The sequence below is a fragment of the Streptomyces lienomycini genome (assembly GCF_027947595.1).
GTDB classification, from domain to species: Bacteria; Actinomycetota; Actinomycetes; order Streptomycetales; family Streptomycetaceae; genus Streptomyces; species Streptomyces lienomycini.
The window spans coordinates 6,963,909-6,981,166 of sequence record NZ_CP116257.1 but is presented as its reverse complement, the minus strand read 5'-3'; the positions used below and the strand labels follow the sequence as shown (position 1 = coordinate 6,981,166).

At 73.2% G+C, this 17,258-nt stretch carries 11 protein-coding genes, 1 other RNA gene and 1 pseudogene; 10 read left to right on the top strand and 3 right to left on the bottom strand.

The window, feature by feature from the left end; translation table 11 throughout:
• Nucleotides 1-159: 159 nt before the first annotated feature.
• A pseudogene (locus BJ961_RS31855) lies at nt 160-3,995 on the bottom strand (FHA domain-containing protein).
• A 399-nt stretch (nt 3,996-4,394) separates the two neighbouring features.
• On the opposite strand from BJ961_RS31855, the gene BJ961_RS31850 reads away from it, so the two are divergent.
• The 4 genes from BJ961_RS31850 (at nt 4,395) to BJ961_RS31835 (ending at nt 9,681) form a co-directional block, all read left to right on the top strand.
• The gene (locus BJ961_RS31850; RefSeq protein ID WP_271416227.1) at nt 4,395-6,029 is read left to right on the top strand and encodes a serine/threonine-protein kinase; all 1,635 of its coding nucleotides are present in this window, start codon (nt 4,395-4,397) and stop codon (nt 6,027-6,029) included.
• Nucleotides 6,030-6,154: 125 nt separating this feature from the next.
• Entirely contained in the window at nt 6,155-7,408 is a 1,254-nt protein-coding gene (locus BJ961_RS31845) for a serine/threonine-protein kinase (protein WP_271416226.1), read from the top strand.
• Between the two features lie 77 nt (nt 7,409-7,485).
• A complete protein-coding gene (gene prfB, locus BJ961_RS31840) occupies nt 7,486-8,592 on the top strand; it encodes a peptide chain release factor 2 (protein ID WP_271416225.1) in 1,107 nt (368 codons plus the stop codon).
• Nucleotides 8,593-8,910: 318 nt separating this feature from the next.
• Nucleotides 8,911-9,681: a hypothetical protein gene (locus BJ961_RS31835; protein ID WP_271416224.1), complete on the top strand. Its 771-nt coding sequence runs from the start codon at nt 8,911-8,913 to the stop codon at nt 9,679-9,681.
• Between the two features lie 121 nt (nt 9,682-9,802).
• On the opposite strand, the gene BJ961_RS31830 is transcribed toward BJ961_RS31835, so the two are convergent.
• Nucleotides 9,803-9,997 (bottom strand): hypothetical protein, encoded by a 195-nt coding sequence (locus BJ961_RS31830; protein WP_271416223.1) that lies wholly within the window; start codon nt 9,995-9,997, stop codon nt 9,803-9,805.
• Between the two features lie 212 nt (nt 9,998-10,209).
• Here BJ961_RS31830 and ftsE point away from each other — a divergent pair, with 212 nt between their 5' ends.
• From ftsE to ssrA, 5 genes are all read left to right on the top strand, one after another.
• A complete protein-coding gene (gene ftsE, locus BJ961_RS31825) occupies nt 10,210-10,899 on the top strand; it encodes a cell division ATP-binding protein FtsE (RefSeq protein ID WP_073723721.1) in 690 nt (229 codons plus the stop codon).
• Between the two features lie 31 nt (nt 10,900-10,930).
• On the top strand, nt 10,931-11,848 hold the full coding sequence (gene ftsX, locus BJ961_RS31820; RefSeq protein ID WP_271416222.1) for a permease-like cell division protein FtsX: 918 nt from the start codon (nt 10,931-10,933) through the stop codon (nt 11,846-11,848).
• A gap of 68 nt (nt 11,849-11,916) precedes the next feature.
• Entirely contained in the window at nt 11,917-13,098 is a 1,182-nt protein-coding gene (locus BJ961_RS31815) for a S41 family peptidase (protein ID WP_271416221.1), read from the top strand.
• Nucleotides 13,099-13,172: 74 nt separating this feature from the next.
• The gene (smpB, locus tag BJ961_RS31810) at nt 13,173-13,652 is read left to right on the top strand and encodes an SsrA-binding protein SmpB (RefSeq protein WP_052841735.1); all 480 of its coding nucleotides are present in this window, start codon (nt 13,173-13,175) and stop codon (nt 13,650-13,652) included.
• A gap of 90 nt (nt 13,653-13,742) precedes the next feature.
• Nucleotides 13,743-14,141: a transfer-messenger RNA gene (gene ssrA, locus BJ961_RS31805) on the top strand.
• A gap of 40 nt (nt 14,142-14,181) precedes the next feature.
• On the opposite strand, the gene BJ961_RS31800 is transcribed toward ssrA, so the two are convergent.
• Nucleotides 14,182-15,492, bottom strand: coding sequence for an MFS transporter (locus BJ961_RS31800; protein WP_271416220.1), 1,311 nt, complete (start codon nt 15,490-15,492; stop codon nt 14,182-14,184).
• Between the two features lie 83 nt (nt 15,493-15,575).
• On the opposite strand from BJ961_RS31800, the gene BJ961_RS31795 reads away from it, so the two are divergent.
• Nucleotides 15,576-16,547, top strand: a complete 972-nt coding sequence (locus BJ961_RS31795; RefSeq protein ID WP_271416219.1) for a LysR family transcriptional regulator — start codon at nt 15,576-15,578, stop codon at nt 16,545-16,547.
• Nucleotides 16,548-17,258: the final 711 nt, after the last annotated feature.

Here is a 17,258-nt window from a genome sequence, read left to right as displayed (position 1 = left end):
CGACTCCTTGGTTCAGGAACGAGCGGGATCCGACGCGGCCACTTGGCCCCTTTGCCTCAACGTGTGCACGCCATCACCCTTTGTGACGCGGGGGAAGGTATCAAACATACGTTCTAATTGACATGGTGTTTCAGGCCTTGATGGAGTCGCTCACACCCTCTACAGCAGCGAGGGGACCTCCGCCGCCGAGACCTCGCGTGCCGCCCTTTCCAGCGCGCTGGCCAGCAGGGCCAAGTCGGTCGGGCCGTTGCCCAGTTCGCGGACCGGGCGGCGGGTGGGAGGGTCGCCCATGCGGTGCCACTCCAGGGGGACCACCGTGGGGCGCAGCGTCGCCGTGCGGGGGATGCGGCCCGTGACCCGGCCGCCCTGGAACACCACGGCGCGTCCGTCCGCGCGGGCCAGCCGGCCACGCCCCGGCATCGGTTCGTCCGGTCCCGGCACCGGGGCGTCCAGGGCAACGCGCAGGGTCGCGCGAAGGGCGGGCTCCGTGCGGTCCGTACGGCCGTCGGGCGCGGTGGCGGCCACCAGGTGGACGCCGAGCCGCTCGCCCTCCCGCGCGACGGCCTCCAGCGCCCGCATCACCGACCCCGCCGCGGGCCGTCCGGGCGAACCGAGCGGGGGCGTGACCAGGGCGTCGAGGTCGTCCACGACCACGACGAGCCGGGGCAGCGGCGGCACCGCACCCGCCCGGCGCCTGGCCGCGCCCGGCCGCAACCGCAGGGTGGAGCTGGGCGGGGACTCGACGTCCCCGGAGTCGGAGACCGGCGCGGGTGCCTTGCCCGCGGGCGTGCGCTGGGCGACGAGTCGGCCCGACACCTCCCGCCCGGTGTGCCACTCGGTGAAGTCCGACCGCCCGAGCAGCTCGGCACGCCGTTTCAGCTCCGCGCTCAGGGACTGTGCGAACTCCCGCATCCGCACGGGGTCGTTGGCGGTGAGGTGCGTGGTGACGTGCGGTACGTCCGTGCACACGCGCAGGCCCTCGCCGTGGGCGCCGCCCGAACTCACGCTGTCGCGGCCGTCCACGAGGACGACCCCGAGTCGGTCGGGGCGCTCGGCGGAGGCGAGCGAGGCGACGAGTGCCCGCAGCAGCTCGGTGCGGCCGCTGCCGGGCGGCCCCTCGATCAGCAGGTGCGGTCCCTCGGCGGCGAGGTCGACCGCGACGGGGCCGCGCGGACCAGCACCCAGCACCGCCTGCGCGCGTCCCCCGAGAGCCTCCGCGTCGTCGGCCGCGTCGGCCCAACGGGCCATCAGGGAGGCCGGGGTGGCACGCGCCAGGCCCAACTCGTCGAGGAGCCGGGCCGCCTGGGGCAGCGGCGCCGACACGCGCGCGTGCCGCTCGCCGCCGACACCGGTGCCGGTGCGCAGCGGGGCCAGGGCGCGGGCGAAACGCTCGGCCCAGGGCAGGGAGACGGCGTCCACCGTGCCGAGGGTGCCGTGGCCGACCGGTCCGGCGGGGGCGGCCGGGGCCCCGGGGCGGCACTCGCGCGGGCCACGCGCAGCAGCCGCAGGGTCGTCGCCACGTCGCCGCTGAGCAGCGCCACGGCCCCGCACTCCCGGAACACCGGCGACACCGCGCAGGCCGCCTCGTACGTGCGCCCCACCGGGGAGGTGGGGGAGGCGGCGGCCGTCTCGGCGAGGCACAGGACGTGGACCCCGGCCCGCGGGCCCTCCAGGGCCAGCCGGGCCACCGCCTCGCGCACGTCGGCACCGCCGGGGTCCCCGTCCACGACGACCACGGTGTACGGCCCGGAGAAACGGCCGGCCGGGGCGGGCCCGTCGTCCTGCCGCACCCAGGAGGGCTGCTGCCGGGCTGCTCCCGTGTCCTGGGCCGCCGGGAGCGGGGCGCCGTCCGGGAGGTGGTCCTCCAGACGGCGCAGGAGTTCGTGGGCGCGGGCCATGGCCTGTTCGCGGTCGTGGGCCAGCAGCAGGCGGCAGTCCTGGCCCTGACCCGGACGCACCTGCGGAAGCCAGCCCAGCCAGGACCACTCGGCGTCCCGCTCGGCGAGCGGACGGGCGCGGTCCGCGCTGATCAGGACGATCTCCAGGGTGTCGGCGGAGTGCAGCGCGGCGAGCTGGGCCAGCACCGAGCGGGCCAGTCCGGCGAGCCGCTCCCGCGGGCCCGCGAGTCCGAGCGCGCCGACCTCGCGCAGACCGGCGGTCACCGGCACCGCGGGCAGCGGCGCCGCACCGCCCGGCGCCACCCGGTCGGCCGTACCGAGCCGCACGGTGAGCGCCTCCGGGTGGTCCGGGCCGCGCTCCCACAGCCGCGGCCCCGGCCCGAGGGCCGTCAGCAGCAGCGACGCGGGGTCCGGCCAGGTCTCGAGGGCGCGGGAGGGGCCGGCCGGGGCGGTCGGTACCGCTCCGGGCGCCGCCTCGTCGTACCCGTGCGCGCCGGACGCGGTGGCCTCCTGCGCGGTCGCGCGCCCACCGGTCAGCCGCCGCGCCCACGCCCCTATCCCACCCCGCCTGCGGACCTCCTGCGGCACGTCGGTGCCGCGCAGGGGAGTCCCCTTGCGCCCGGTGCGGGCGCCGCCGTCGCCGGAACCGGAACCGGGGCCGCTCCCGCTCCCGCGGCTCTCCCGATCCCCCACGCCCGCGCGGCCGGCCGTGCCGTCGCCGCCCTCCCGGCCGGGAGAACCCGCACCGGAAGGGGCCCGGCGGGACGAACCGGCGCCCGCGGAGCCCGGGCCGTACGCGTCGTCGCCCGGCGTGCCCGGGCCTGCCGCGCGGTACCCGCCCGCGTCGGGGCCGCCCGTCGCGTACCCGCCCGCGTCGGGGCCGCCCGTCGCGTACGAACCCGCGCCCCGGGCACCGCCGTGCGTCTCGCCCCCGGCGGGGAACTGCCGGGGCAGACCCGCCGCGGGGCCGGTGCCGTGACTCTCGATGCGGGGCGCGCGGCCCTGCCCGGGCACCTGCGGCGGCTCCGCGGGCGACCCGCCCCCGTACCCCGACGCGGCGTACCCCGATGTGCCGTACGCGTGATGAGTCCGCCCGGCGGGTCCGCCATGTCCGGTGGGCCCGGTCGTCCCGTCCGCCCCGGCGCCGTGGGCCGCGGTGCCCGGTGCGCCCGGGGCCGCGGCACCGGGCGCACGCGGCGAACCGCCCGGCCCGTCGGCCACCCCGCGCGCGGGGCCGGCTGCCGCGGAGGGCCTGCGCGCGTCCCCACCGCCCGGCCCGGCAGCCCGGGCGAATCCGGTCGGACCGGCCGGGCCCGGCACGCGGGAGCGTCCGCCCGCCTCTCCGGCCTGTCCCTGCGACCCGTCGGCCACGCGCGCGTGGACCACCGCGTCACCGGCACCGTCCCCGCCGCCCGGCGAGGGCGTCCGGGCCCCGGACAGCCGTACGTGGCCCTCCCCGTCCGGTGTCGTGGCCACCCGTGCCTCCGCCGCCGGAGGCACCGGCACGAGCCGCAGGGCAGACTCGCCGATCCGCAGCAGCGCCCCCGGCGCGAAGCGGACCGGGCGGCTGCCCACGCGCGTGCCGTCCAGCGTGGTGCCGTTGGTGGAACCGAGGTCGGCGACCGAGACGCGGGCGTCGGGACCCACGGTCACGGCGCAGTGCATCCGGGAGACGTCCGGGTCGTCGAGCGCCACGTCGGCGTCGGCGGAGCGGCCGAGCCGGATCTGGCCGCCGTGCAGCAGGTGGACGCCGCCCGCGTCGGGCCCCGCGACCACGTGGAGCTGGGCGGGGACGTCGGCCGGCTCGGCCTGCGGGTCGGGCTCGCCGGGGGCGCCCAGGCAGAGCACGGCGCCGTCGATCAGCGGAGGCTCGCCCAGGGTGCTGCGCTGGCCGTCGAGCCGCTGCGCACCGGCGTACAGCACCACCTGGCCGGAGCCGGGGCCCTCGCCGCCGGGGAGCGCCGCGGCGAGCGCGGAGGCGACCGCGGCCAGGGCCGTGCCGGCCGGTGCGGTGACCAGCACGTCGCAGCTCGCGGCGCGGCCCCCCACCGAAGCATGCGGGCCCAGCGGGTCTACGACGGTCAGCCGGATCTGCATCGCCGTCAGCGGTCCCTTCGCGCGGGCGCCCGCACGCCGGGACAGAAGCCGTCACCACGGTCCCCCACCGCGGACTTCCCCCACCGCCACACGAGCACGTCGGCCAGTACTGCAGGCATCCTCGCACCTGCCACTGACAACATGCCCGCCCCCGACCGCCAAATGATCTTGATTGGTCGGCTCTGCCCCCAAAAATGCCTGACAGGTGTCCTGTGAATGACCGGAAGCGGTCCGCTTGAGATCGGTCACGTCCGGGCAGCGGCAACCAAGGGACCGGGTCGAGCGTCTTTCCTTCGAACACGGTCCGGGGGGGGGCGGCATTACAGTTGGGTCGGACTGGGACCGACCGTTCTGCGACAGTGGGTCCGAACAGCCAGCAAGCAACTAGGAGCGCATGACGTGCGGCCGGTAGGCAGCAAGTACCTCCTCGAGGAGCCCCTCGGTCGCGGCGCCACGGGCACCGTCTGGCGGGCCCGCCAGCGCGAGACCGCGGGCGCCGAGGCGGCCGTGGCAGGACAGCCCGGCGAAACCGTCGCGATCAAGGTCCTCAAGGAAGAGCTCGCGAGCGACGCCGACATCGTGATGCGCTTCCTGCGCGAGCGCTCCGTCCTGCTCCGGCTCACCCACCCCAACATCGTCCGGGTCCGCGACCTGGTCGTCGAGGGCGAGCTGCTGGCCCTCGTCATGGACCTCGTCGACGGCCCCGACCTCCACCGCTACCTGCGCGAAAACGGGCCGCTCACCCCGGTTGCGGCGGCCCTGCTCACCGCGCAGATCGCCGACGCCCTCGCCGCGAGCCACGCCGACGGCGTCGTGCACCGCGACCTCAAGCCGGCCAACGTCCTGCTGAAGCAGACCGGCGGCGAGATGCACCCGATGCTCACCGACTTCGGCATCGCCCGCCTCGCCGACTCGCCCGGCCTCACCCGCACCCACGAGTTCGTCGGCACGCCCGCGTACATCGCCCCGGAGTCCGCCGAGGGCCGCCCGCAGACCTCCGCGGTCGACGTCTACGGCGCGGGCATCCTGCTGTACGAGCTGGTCACCGGCCGTCCCCCGTTCGGCGGGGGCTCCGCCCTCGAAGTGCTGCACCAGCACCTGAGCGCCGAACCGCGCCGCCCTTCCACCGTCCCCGACCCGCTGTGGACGGTCATCGAGCGCTGCCTGCGCAAGAACCCGGACGACCGCCCCAGCGCCGAGAACCTCGCCCGCGGCCTGCGCGTCGTCGCCGAGGGCATCGGCGTGCACGCCAACAGCGCGCAGATCGGCGCCGCCGAGAGCGTGGGCGCGCTCCTCGTCCCCGACCCGGAGCCCGCGCAGGTCCCGGGCGACCCCGCCGCCGCGTACGACCCGAACGGCGCGACCAGCGTCCTGCCGCACACCTCGGGCCCGGCGGGCGCCGCCGACCCCACCGCCGTACTCCCGAACACGGGAGCGGCCGACCCCACCGCCGTCATGCCGCCGGTGCCGCCGGGAGCCCCCGGACCGGGCGGTCCCGAGGACCCGCACCCCTGGCAGAACCAGCTGCGGGCCGCCCGCGACCGCAACGAGCAGACGCAGGTCCAGTACCTCGACCCGAACCAGGACCCGCTGCGCCGCCGCCCCCAGCGACAGGTCTCCCGCCCGCCGCAGCAGGCCCCGCAGGGCCCGCCGCCCCAGCAGCCCGGCTACGGCTATCCGCAGCAGCAACAGCCGCACCGCTACGCCACCCCGCAGCCCCCGCCCCCGCAGCCGCAACGCCCCCAGCCGCAGCGGTACGCCCCGCCGCCCGCACCCGAGCCGCAGCCGCCCCGGCGCGAGCCCAGGCCGCCGCGGCAGCGCAGCGCCAACCCCATGCGCATCCCCGGCCTCGGCTGCCTCAAGGGATGCCTGGTCACGATCGTCATCCTGTTCGTGGCCGGCTGGCTCGTCTGGGAGCTGAGCCCGCTGCAGGACTGGATCGGCACGGGCAAGGGCTACTGGGACCAGCTCAGCGACTGGTTCACCACGGTGACCGACTGGATCGGGGACCTGGGCGGCTCCAGCGGCGGCTGAACAGCCGTCGAGTCGGCCGAGTCGGGAGACTTGTCGACATCCAGAGGGTGATTTCCGCCTCCGCCGTGAAGGTCGGCTCCTCGGACGCGTACTTTTAGGCGCAACACGCGTCGGTAGGAGCAGTCTTGGCACGGAAGATCGGCAGCCGGTACACCGCCCACCAGATCCTCGGGCGGGGCAGCGCCGGCACGGTGTGGCTGGGCGAGGGTCCCGAGGGACCCGTCGCGATCAAGCTCCTGCGCGAGGACCTGGCGTCCGACCAGGAACTCGTCTCCCGCTTCGTGCAGGAGCGCACCGCCCTGCTCGGCCTGGAGCACCCGCACGTCGTCTCCGTGCGCGACCTCGTCGTCGACGGCAACGACCTCGCGCTGGTCATGGACCTGGTCCGGGGCACCGACCTGCGCACCCGCCTCGACCGGGAGCGGCGCCTGGCGCCCGAGGCCGCGGTGGCCGTCGTCGCCGACGTCGCCGACGGGCTGGCCGCCGCACACGCCGCCGGGGTCGTGCACCGCGACGTCAAGCCCGAGAACGTACTGCTCGACATGCAGGGCCCGCTCGGACCCGGCGGGTCGCACCCGGCGCTGCTGACGGACTTCGGGGTGGCCAAGCTCATCGACACCCCGCGCCGCACCCGCGCCACGAAGATCATCGGCACGCCGGACTACCTCGCCCCCGAGATCGTCGAGGGCCTGCCCCCGCGCGCGGCGGTCGACATCTACGCGCTGGCCACGGTGCTCTACGAGCTGCTCGCCGGCTTCACCCCCTTCGGCGGCGGCCACCCCGGCGCCGTACTGCGCCGCCATGTGACCGAGACCGTCGTCCCGCTGCCCGGCATCCCCGACGAGCTGTGGCAGCTCCTCGTCCAGTGCCTCGCCAAGGCCCCGGCCTCCCGGCTGCGCGCCTCCGAGCTGAGCGCCCGGCTGCGCGAGCTGCTGCCGATGCTCGCCGGCATGGGCCCGCTGGAGGTCGACGAGCCCGACGCGGAGCAGGAGGAGGACGGCCCCGACGAGTCCGCGGCGCCACCGGCCGCGCCCGCGTCCGCCGGGGAGCCCGTACGGCGCAGGGGAGCGGTGCCCCTGGTGCCGGGCGCCAAGCCCGCCGACTCCAACCGGGACACCCACACGTCGATGCGCGTGCCCGCCCCCGACGAGCTGGCCGGCGGTGCCCGCGGCACCGCACGCGCCCCGCGCGCGGCGGGCTCCCCGCGCCCCGGCTCGGCCCGCAACCGGGCCACCGCACGGCGCCGCCGGATCGCGGTGGGGGTGGGCGCGGTCGCCCTGGTGGCGGCGATCGGAGCCGGTACGTGGCTGGCCACGGGCGGTGACGAGGGCGACACCGGACCCCAGGACACACGGAACTCCGCACCCGCCTCCCCCTGAGGCCGGGCGCGGCACGGTGACCACCGTCGGGCGACGGCCCGGCGAAGACCGCTGGACGGAGCCGTTACGCTGGATGCGTGGCAGTCGTCGATGTATCCGAAGAGCTGAAGTCCCTCTCCTCGACCATGGAGTCGATCGAGGCCGTCCTGGACCTCGACAGGCTGAGGGCAGACATCGCCGTGCTCGAGGAGCAGGCGGCCGCTCCCTCCCTGTGGGACGACCCGGAGGCGGCGCAGAAGATCACCAGCAAGCTCTCGCACCTTCAGGCCGAGGTGCGGAAGGCCGAGGCCCTGCGCGGCCGGATCGACGATCTCGGCGTGCTCTTCGAGATGGCCGAGGAGGAGGACGACCCGGACACCCGTGCCGAGGCGGAGTCCGAGCTCACGGCCGTCCGCAAGGCGCTGGACGAGATGGAGGTCCGCACCCTGCTCTCGGGCGAGTACGACGCGCGCGAGGCGCTCGTCAACATCCGCGCCGAGGCCGGTGGCGTGGACGCCGCCGACTTCGCCGAGAAGCTCCAGCGCATGTACCTGCGCTGGGCCGAGCAGCACGGCTACAAGACCGAGGTCTACGAGACGTCGTACGCCGAGGAGGCCGGCATCAAGTCGACCACCTTCGCCGTGCAGTCGCCGTACGCCTACGGCACCCTCTCCGTCGAGCAGGGCACGCACCGGCTGGTGCGCATCTCGCCCTTCGACAACCAGGGACGCCGCCAGACCTCCTTCGCGGGCGTCGAGATCCTCCCCGTGGTCGAGCAGACCGACCACATCGAGATCGACGAGACCGAGCTGCGGGTGGACGTGTACCGCTCCTCCGGCCCCGGCGGCCAGGGCGTGAACACCACCGACTCCGCGGTGCGCCTCACCCACCTGCCCACCGGCATCGTCGTCTCCTGCCAGAACGAGCGCTCCCAGATCCAGAACAAGGCCACCGCGATGAACGTCCTCCAGGCCAAGCTCCTGGAGCGGCGCCGCCAGGAGGAGCAGGCCAAGATGGACGCCCTCAAGGGCGACGGCGGCAACTCCTGGGGCAACCAGATGCGTTCGTACGTGCTGCACCCGTACCAGATGGTCAAGGACCTGCGCACGGAGCACGAAGTGGGCAACCCCGAGGCCGTGTTCAACGGTGAGATCGACGGCTTCCTGGAGGCCGGCATTCGCTGGCGCAAGCAGCAGGAGAAGTAGCACGGAGGACGGCGCGAGAACACCGCTTTGTCGACAAGGCAACTGCCCCCATCCCGGGGGCGGTTGCCTTTTTCTGACGGCGGCACCCGGCTTTTACGTCACACTCACACCCTTTGTGTCCGGCATACGTCCCTTACCCGGACATCGCGTACGCAACGGCCTTGACGTTGCTTTGAACATTCGTAAGGGTGATGCTCGGCATGCGTATTTCTGGGGCGCATGTGAACCGGGGGACTTGAGCGCACACAGCCACCCCCGTCGATCACGGCCCCCGAGTGCGGCCTCACCGACTAATCGGCTACTGGGGGTAGCAACTACATGATGAAGAAGACGCGCATTCGTGTCGCGCGCATAGCGGCCGGCGCCGTGATCGCGGCCGGCGCCTCGCTGACCGCCGCGGGTGCCGCCTCGGCGCTCGATTTCACCGTCGGCGTCAGCGTCGACGATCCCGACCCGTGCGACATCGGTACCGGTCCCGACTGCCCGACGGACCCGACCGACCCGACCGACCCGACCGACCCGACCGACCCGACGGACCCGACCGATCCCACGGACCCGACGGACCCGACGGATCCCACGGACCCGACCGACCCGACGGATCCCACGGACCCGACGGATCCCACGGACCCGACCGACCCGACCGACCCCACGGACCCGACGGACCCGGGCAACGGCAACAACGGGGGTAACGGCAACAACGGCGGCAACGGCAACGGCGGTTCCGGCAACAACGGCGGCAACGGCAACGGTGGCGGCAACGGCAACGGTGGCCACAACGGCAACGGTGGCAACACCGGCGGCGGCAACGGTGGTTCCACCGGCGGTGACTCCACCGGCGGCACCACGCCCGACGGTGGCGGCAACGCCAACGTCACCCAGAACCAGGGTTCCTCCGCCCTGACGGACACCAGCGAGCAGGCCCCGGCCTCCTCCGACGCCGCCGCCCAGGGCGACGGCAAGGAGCTCGCCGAGACCGGTGCCGCGGAGACCACGTTCCTCCTGGTCGGCGCCGCCACGATGATCGCCGGTGGCATCGGCTTCCGCCTGCTGCCGCGCATGATGAACGGTCGCGGCGGGGCTGCTGCCTGACGGTAGCCGTCCGCGCACGCACCGCGTACGCACACGAAGGGGCCCGGAGCGTCATCGCTCCGGGCCCCTTCCGTGTCTCCCCGTCCGCGCCCTGGAGGCCCTCAGGGCCGCTCCAGGCCCGTCAGACGGTCTGGTGGGCCAGCAGGGCCACCGCCGCGATCAGCACCGCCAGCAGCGCGATCAGCGCCATCGGGTTCAGCCCCGCGAAGGGGTGGTTCTCCTGCTGCAGCCGCTCGCGGTTGGCCCGGCACACCGGGCACCTGCCCTCACTCACGGGCGCCGCACAGTTGGCGCACACCAAGCGGTCGTACGTCATGCGCTCGCCCTCCTTGCCGCCGGCTCTGTCCGGACAACGCCCGCGACGACGCGAACGTTCCCTTCCACTGTGCCAGGTTCCGCGGGGCCCCGCGCGCCCTCCGGTGGGGACAAAACGTGCAACTGATACGCAACCCCGACCGGTGACTGCGGTCCGCTCCCCGGTTCGCGTATGGTCACGCACATCTACCCCCGGCGACCCGTGGTGCATTCGTGATCCGATTCGACAACGTCTCCAAGGTCTACCCCAAACAGAGCCACCCAGCCCTCAGGGACGTCTCCCTGGAGGTCGAGAAGGGCGAGTTCGTCTTCCTCGTGGGTTCCTCCGGCTCCGGAAAGTCCACCTTCCTGCGGCTGGTCCTCCGTGAGGAGCGGTGCAGTCACGGACAGGTGCACGTCCTGGGGAAGGACCTCGCCCGCCTCTCCAACTGGAAGGTGCCGCAGATGCGGCGCCAGCTGGGGACGGTGTTCCAGGACTTCCGCCTGCTGCCGAACAAGACGGTCGGCGAGAACGTCGCCTTCGCCCAGGAGGTCATCGGCAAGTCCCGCGGCGAGATCCGCAAGTCCGTGCCGCAGGTGCTCGACCTCGTCGGGCTCGGCGGCAAGGAGGACCGCAGGCCCGGCGAGCTGTCCGGCGGCGAGCAGCAGCGCGTCGCCATCGCGCGCGCCTTCGTCAACCGGCCCAAGCTGCTGATCGCCGACGAGCCCACGGGCAACCTCGACCCGCAGACCTCCGTCGGCATCATGAAGCTGCTCGACCGCATCAACCGGACGGGCACCACCGTGATCATGGCCACCCACGACCAGAACATCGTGGACCAGATGCGCAAGCGCGTCATCGAGCTGGAGAAGGGCCGCCTCGTCCGTGACCAGGCACGCGGCGTCTACGGCTACCAGCACTGACGACGAGGAACGAAGGGCTTAACGAGACGCAATGCGCGCCCAGTTCGTGCTCTCGGAGATCGGTGTCGGTCTTCGCCGCAATCTGACGATGACCTTCGCGGTGATCGTCTCCGTCGCCCTCTCCCTGGCCCTGTTCGGCGGTTCGCTGCTGATGAGCGACCAGGTCAACACCATGAAGGGCTACTGGTACGACAAGGTCAACGTCTCGGTCTTCCTCTGCAACAAGAGCGACGCCGAGTCCGACCCCAACTGCGCCAAGGGCGCGGTGACCGCGGACCAGAAGAAGCAGATCATGTCCGACCTCGACGAGATGGCCGTCGTCGAGAAGGTGACGTACGAGTCGCAGGACGAGGCGTACAAGCACTACAAGGAGCAGTTCGGCGACTCGCCGCTGGCCAGCTCCCTCACGCCCGACCAGATGCAGGAGTCGTACCGGATCAAGCTGCAGGACCCGGAGAAGTACCAGGTCATCGCGACCGCCTTCGACGGCCGGGACGGCGTGCAGTCCGTGCAGGACCAGAAGGGCATCCTGGACAACCTCTTCGGTCTGCTGAACGGCATGAACTGGGCCGCCCGCGCGGTGATGGCACTCATGCTGGTCGTCGCCCTGATGCTGATCGTCAACACCGTGCGCGTGTCGGCGTTCAGCCGGCGGCGCGAGACCGGCATCATGCGCCTCGTCGGTGCGTCGGGCTTCTACATCCAGGCACCGTTCATCATGGAGGCGGCGGTCGCCGGTCTCATCGGCGGTGGTGTCGCCTGCGGCTTCCTGGTGATCGCCAGATACTTCATCATCGACCACGGGCTCGCCCTGTCCGAGAAGCTGAACCTGATCAACTTCATCGGCTGGGACGCCGTGCTGACGAAGCTGCCGCTGATCCTGGCCACCAGTCTGCTGATGCCCGCGTTGGCCGCGTTCTTCGCGTTGCGCAAGTACCTGAAGGTGTGACACATGCCAAGGGGGTCGCACGGTCAAGCGACCGTGCGGCCCTTACGCGTTGTCCTAGACTCACCGGCATGTCAGGTCGTGACCTGTTCTGTCAGCCCCGTCGCGTGCGCCACGGGGCCGCCCTGACCTTGGTGTTCGCGAGCGTGCTCGCCACCGGCGCGGCCACCGGCTCGCTCCCCGGGACCGACCGGAAGCCCGAGTCCGGCGCGGCCCGGTCGGCCGCCCCGGCCGACCGGCAGACCCGGCACGACGACGTGGCCCGCGCCGCCGCCGAGGCCATGGCCGACGGCAAGTCCCCGGTGGAGGCCGCCGAACGCGCGGTCAGCCGCAGCGGGGACCGCTGGGGCGCCGTCTACTCCCGGGGCGAGTACGAGGAGTTGGAGGACGCCCTCGACGGCCGGTACACCGGGGTGGGGCTCTCCGCCCGACGCGAACGCGACGGCCGCATCGAGGTGGCCCAGGTGCGCTCCGGCTCGCCCGCCGCCGACGCCGGGATCCGTGAGGGCGACCGGCTGCGCACCGTGGACGGCGAGCGGGTCGACGGGCGCCCCGTCACCGAGGTCGTCTCCATACTGCGCGGTGACGCCGAGCGGGAGCCCGCCGGCAGTGCCGTCCGGCTCGGACTGGAGCGCGGCACGCGCGCGTGGACCGAGACCGTGCACCGCGCCCGGCTGTCCACGGACCCCGTGACCGTCCGCACGCTCGCCGGCGGCCCCACCGTCGTCAAGGTCGTCTCCTTCACCAAGGGCGTCGGCGAACAGGTGCGCACCGCCGTCGACGGGCTCCCGTCCGACGCCGGGATCGTCCTCGACCTGCGCGGGAACTCCGGGGGCCTGGTCGCCGAGGCCGTCACCGCCGCCTCCGCCTTCCTCGACGGCGGCCTGGTCGCCACGTACGACGTCGACGGCGCCCAGCGGGCCCTGCACGCCGAACCCGGCGGGGACACCGGCAGACCCCTGGTCGCCCTCGTCGACGGCGGCACGATGAGCGCGGCCGAGCTGCTCACCGGGGCCCTCCAGGACCGCGGCCGGGCGGTAGTCCTGGGCTCCCGCACGTTCGGCAAGGGATCGGTGCAGATGCCGAGCCGGCTGCCCGGCGGCTCGGTGGCCGAGCTGACCGTCGGCCACTACCGCACCCCCTCCGGCCGCGGCGTCGACGGCACGGGCATCACGCCCGACCTGGAGGTCGACCCGACGGACCCGACCGCCCTGGAGCAGGCCCGGACGGTACTGAGCGGGCTGGGGCGCTAGGACCCGCCCCGGACGCCGGCCCCCGTAATCGGCTTTCCCCGGGACCCCTCCGTAGTGCCAAAATGGACCGCACTATGGCTAAGGAAAAAGGGCGCAAGCTGATCGCGCAGAACAAGAAGGCGCGGCACGACTACCAGATCCTCGACACCTACGAGGCGGGCCTCGTGCTGTCCGGTACCGAGGTCAAGTCGCTGCGCCAGGGGCGGGCCTCGCTGGCCGACGGCTTCGTGCAGCTGGACGGTCACGAGGCGTGGCTGCACAACGTGCACGTGCCGGAGTACAGCCAGGGCACCTGGACCAACCACAGTGCCCGCCGCAAGCGGAAGCTGCTGCTGCACCGGGTGGAGATCGACAAGCTGGAGTCGAAGTCGCAGGAGACCGGTCACACGATCGTGCCCCTGGCGCTCTACTTCAAGGACGGCCGGGCCAAGGTCGAGATCGCGCTGGCGCGCGGCAAGAAGGAGTACGACAAGCGTCAGACCCTCCGGGAGAAGCAGGACCGCCGCGAGGCGGAGCGGACGATCTCCGCGATCCGGCGCAAGCAGCGGGCCTGACCCTCGGGAATAGGCTGGCACGGGTACGCGTTGGTCCCGTACGATGGTGCAAGCACCCCGACGCGGGTGCGGTGATTGAAAAATCAACATGGGGATGATCGGTTTCGACAGCGGATGTCGAAGCAGGGGAAGCGTGTCGAGGAAGCGGCCATGATCTCGTAAACCACAGGCCGAAAAAATAATCGCCAACACCAAGCGCGATTCCTCCCAGCAGGCCTTCGCCCTCGCTGCCTGATCTCAGGTAGCGAAGCGAGCCTCCTACTAAGGGAGTGTCAGCCCGGGGCTGTTCCCGACCCGGATCCTGGCATCAGCTAGGGGACTAAACCTTGATCCCGGTCACGGGGTGAAGAGGGAAACCAAACAGTGACTGGGCCCGTCGGAGACTTGTTCGCGTGATCTCCGGGGCCGAGAAAATCGAAGCGGACTGCACACGGAGAAGCCCTGATTCCGCACCGTTGGACGCGGGTTCGATTCCCGCCATCTCCACGAGGTCGAGGGTGAGGTGTGCTCGCGTAAGCGCGAGCACACCTCACCCTCGTCGTTTTTGTGCGGTACGTCGGTGCGGCAGCAGGCTGAGGAGCAGGGCCAGTGCGGCCGCCGTGACCGGTATGGCGTAGCCGGCCGTGGGGGAGAGGTGCTCCACCGTCCAGCCGCCCGCCGCGCTGCCGCAGGCGATGCCGCCGAGCAGGCCGGTCACCGCGAGGGTCATGCCCTCGTTCAGCCGGCCCTCCGGAGTGCGGTGCTGCACCAGCGTCATCGTGGTGACCATCGTGGGTGCCGTCGCCATCCCGCCGACCAGCAGCGTGAGCGCCAGCAGGGGCAGTGAGCCGCTGAGGGACGCCGCGAGCAGCGGCAGCGTCAGCAGGGCCGCCATCGCGGCCACGCACCACGGCAGTCGGCGCTCGACCGGCCCGGTCGGCCTGACCACGCCGTACAGCAGGCCCGCCGCGCAGGAACCGGCCGCCTGCAGCGCGAGGACCGCACCGGCCGCCGCACGGTGCCCCTGTGCGTCCGCGAACGCGATCGTGACGACCTCCATGGCGCCGAACACGCCGCCCGTCGCCAGGCACACCACCAACAGCGGGGGAATGCCCGGAGCCCGCAACGGCGCCTTCGCCGTCGGGCGCGGGCGGGCCGGCGGCTCGGTCGCACGCTGCGCGGCGAACAGCAGCATGCCCGCCACCAGCAGCACCACGCCCACGAGCGTGCCGGCCTCCGGGAACACCGCGGTGCACAGGAACGCCGCGACGACCGGCCCGAGCATGTAGCACAGCTCGTCCGTGGCCTGCTCGAAGGAGTTCGCGGTGTGCAGCGCGTCGGCGTCGCCCCTCAGCAGGTGGGCCCAGCGGGCGCGGGCCATGCCGCCGGTGTTGGGCGTCGTCGCGGTGGCGGCGTACGCGGCGAACAGCGTCCAGGCCGGCGCCCCGTACCGGACGCACAGCAGCAGGGCGACGGAGCCCAGCGCGGCGAAGAGGGTGGCGGGCACGGCGACCCGGGCCTGGCCGTGCCGGTCGACGAGCCGCGCGGTCCACGGCGCGACCAGGGCCGTCGCCGCCAGGCCCGTCGCGGTGACGGCGCCCGCCAGGGCGTACGAACCACGGGTGTCGGCGATCATCACGACCGCGCTCACGCTGAACATGCCCATGGGCAGCCGGGCGGTCAGATTACCGATCGTGAAGGCGCGGGCGCCGGGTGTGGAGAGGAGACGCCGGTACGGGCCGGGCGGCCGGCGCCGGGTACGGGGACGGAAGTCGGCCGCGACCACGGTGTCGGCGGTGACGGTCAGGAAGGGGGCGGACGGAGCGGGGCGGGACGGTCGCGCCGGAGTCGGTTGCGGCATGCGCCCACCGTCACCCGGGAACGATCAGGGGGTCCAACACCTTCTCCGTGGCAATTCACGCACCCTCGTTGTAAGTTCACCGGATGCCCGCACCCGCCCACCTCGACCCCCGCCTCCTGCGCGCCTTCACCACCGTCGCCGAGGAGTTGCACTTCACCCGCGCCGCCGCCCGTCTCTACGTGGCCCAGCAGGCGCTCAGCAAGGATGTGCGGCGCCTGGAACGGGAGTTGGGCGCCGAGCTGTTCGTCCGGACCACCCGGCAGGTGACGTTGACGGCCGACGGCGTGCGCCTGCTGCCGTACGCCCGCCGGGTCCTCCAGGCGCAGGACGATTTGCTGGCAGCCTTCGGGCAGGCCCGCCCGCTGCTGGTCGACCTCAACTCCCCGGGCCTGGTCACCGGCCGCCTGGTCCTGGAGCGGGCCCGCGCACTCGCTCCCGAGCAGGAGCTGATGGCGCGGTACGAGAGCGGCCTGACGCACGCCGCCGGTGAACTGCTCGCCGGCCGCGTCGACGCCTCCTTCGGCCGCTTCGCGGGACTGCCCGCGGCACTCGGGTCGGGGCTCGGCCATCAGCCCGTGCGCTACGAACCCATGGCCGTCGTCCTGCCCGAGGAGCATCCGCTGGCCCGGCTGGCGGAGGTGCCGCTGCCCGCACTCGCCGGGGAGAGCGTGTACGCCGGGGCGGGCAACCCGCGCACGCCGGAGTGGACCGACCTCGCGCATCGCCTGTTCGAGGGACGTGGCATCGACGTGGCGTCACCCGCTCCGCTGGCGATCGGGGAGGAGGAGTTCCAGCGGATCATGGACAAGACGCGCAATCCGATCCTCGCGGTGGAGAGCTTTCCGGCCATGGCGGCGACCGTGGTGCGTCCGCTCGTCGACCCCGTGCCGCTGTCGCCGGTCTCACTTGTCTGGCGAAAGGGACTGGTGCATCCGGCGCTCGACGCGCTGCGCGGGGCGGCGTCCCAGGTCGCGGCCGAAAACGACTGGCTCCGGGTGCCTGTCGGGGGATGGATTCCGGCCGCGGACGCCGCTGTGATGTCCGCCCACAAGTGACACGCGGCAACCACACATCCTCCGCGTGCGCTACATTCTCTGCCTGAGCACGGTGTGATACAGGGGGCGCTCGAACCTGGTGGGGGCCGGTTCGGCCGACGTGTGCTCGGAGTCGTGTGCGCACCCGGAAGTGGTCCGTGGGGGGAAGTGCGCGCGCGTGAAGAAATGGCAAAAAGACGCCCAACCGGAGTGGCCTGTGGCCGAGTCCGGGGCTCGTGATCTCCCGGAGGCGAGACAGGATGCCGACGCCACCGAGGTGCTGCCCGCGGCCGCGGCCGTCCCGCCGGCCGGGAGGCCTCCGATGAGCGCGACGGACCCGGGCTGGTTCGCAGGGTCCGGCGACGGGCCGCGTCACGATGCCGACGCCGACGCGACCGAGATACTCGGGGCCCGAATAGGCGACCGGGACCGGACCGGCCGGAGCCCGATGCACGGTCCCCCGACGAGCGGCGCCCGTGCGGCCCTCGGCCTCGGCCCCGACCCGCTGGGCCGAGGACGCATAACCTGGGGCAAGCCCGACCCGAACGGCACGAACCCGAACGACGCGCAGCCCGGCCGTACGACCCCCAACGAACAGGGCCCAGGCCCGTACACCGCGAATCCCGGTCGTCCGACCCCGGGCGGCGCGAACCCTCGTCGTACGGACCTGGGCGATCCGGGCCCTGGTGGCCCCGGCCCTTACGGCGCGAACCCTGCTGGCACGACCTCGAA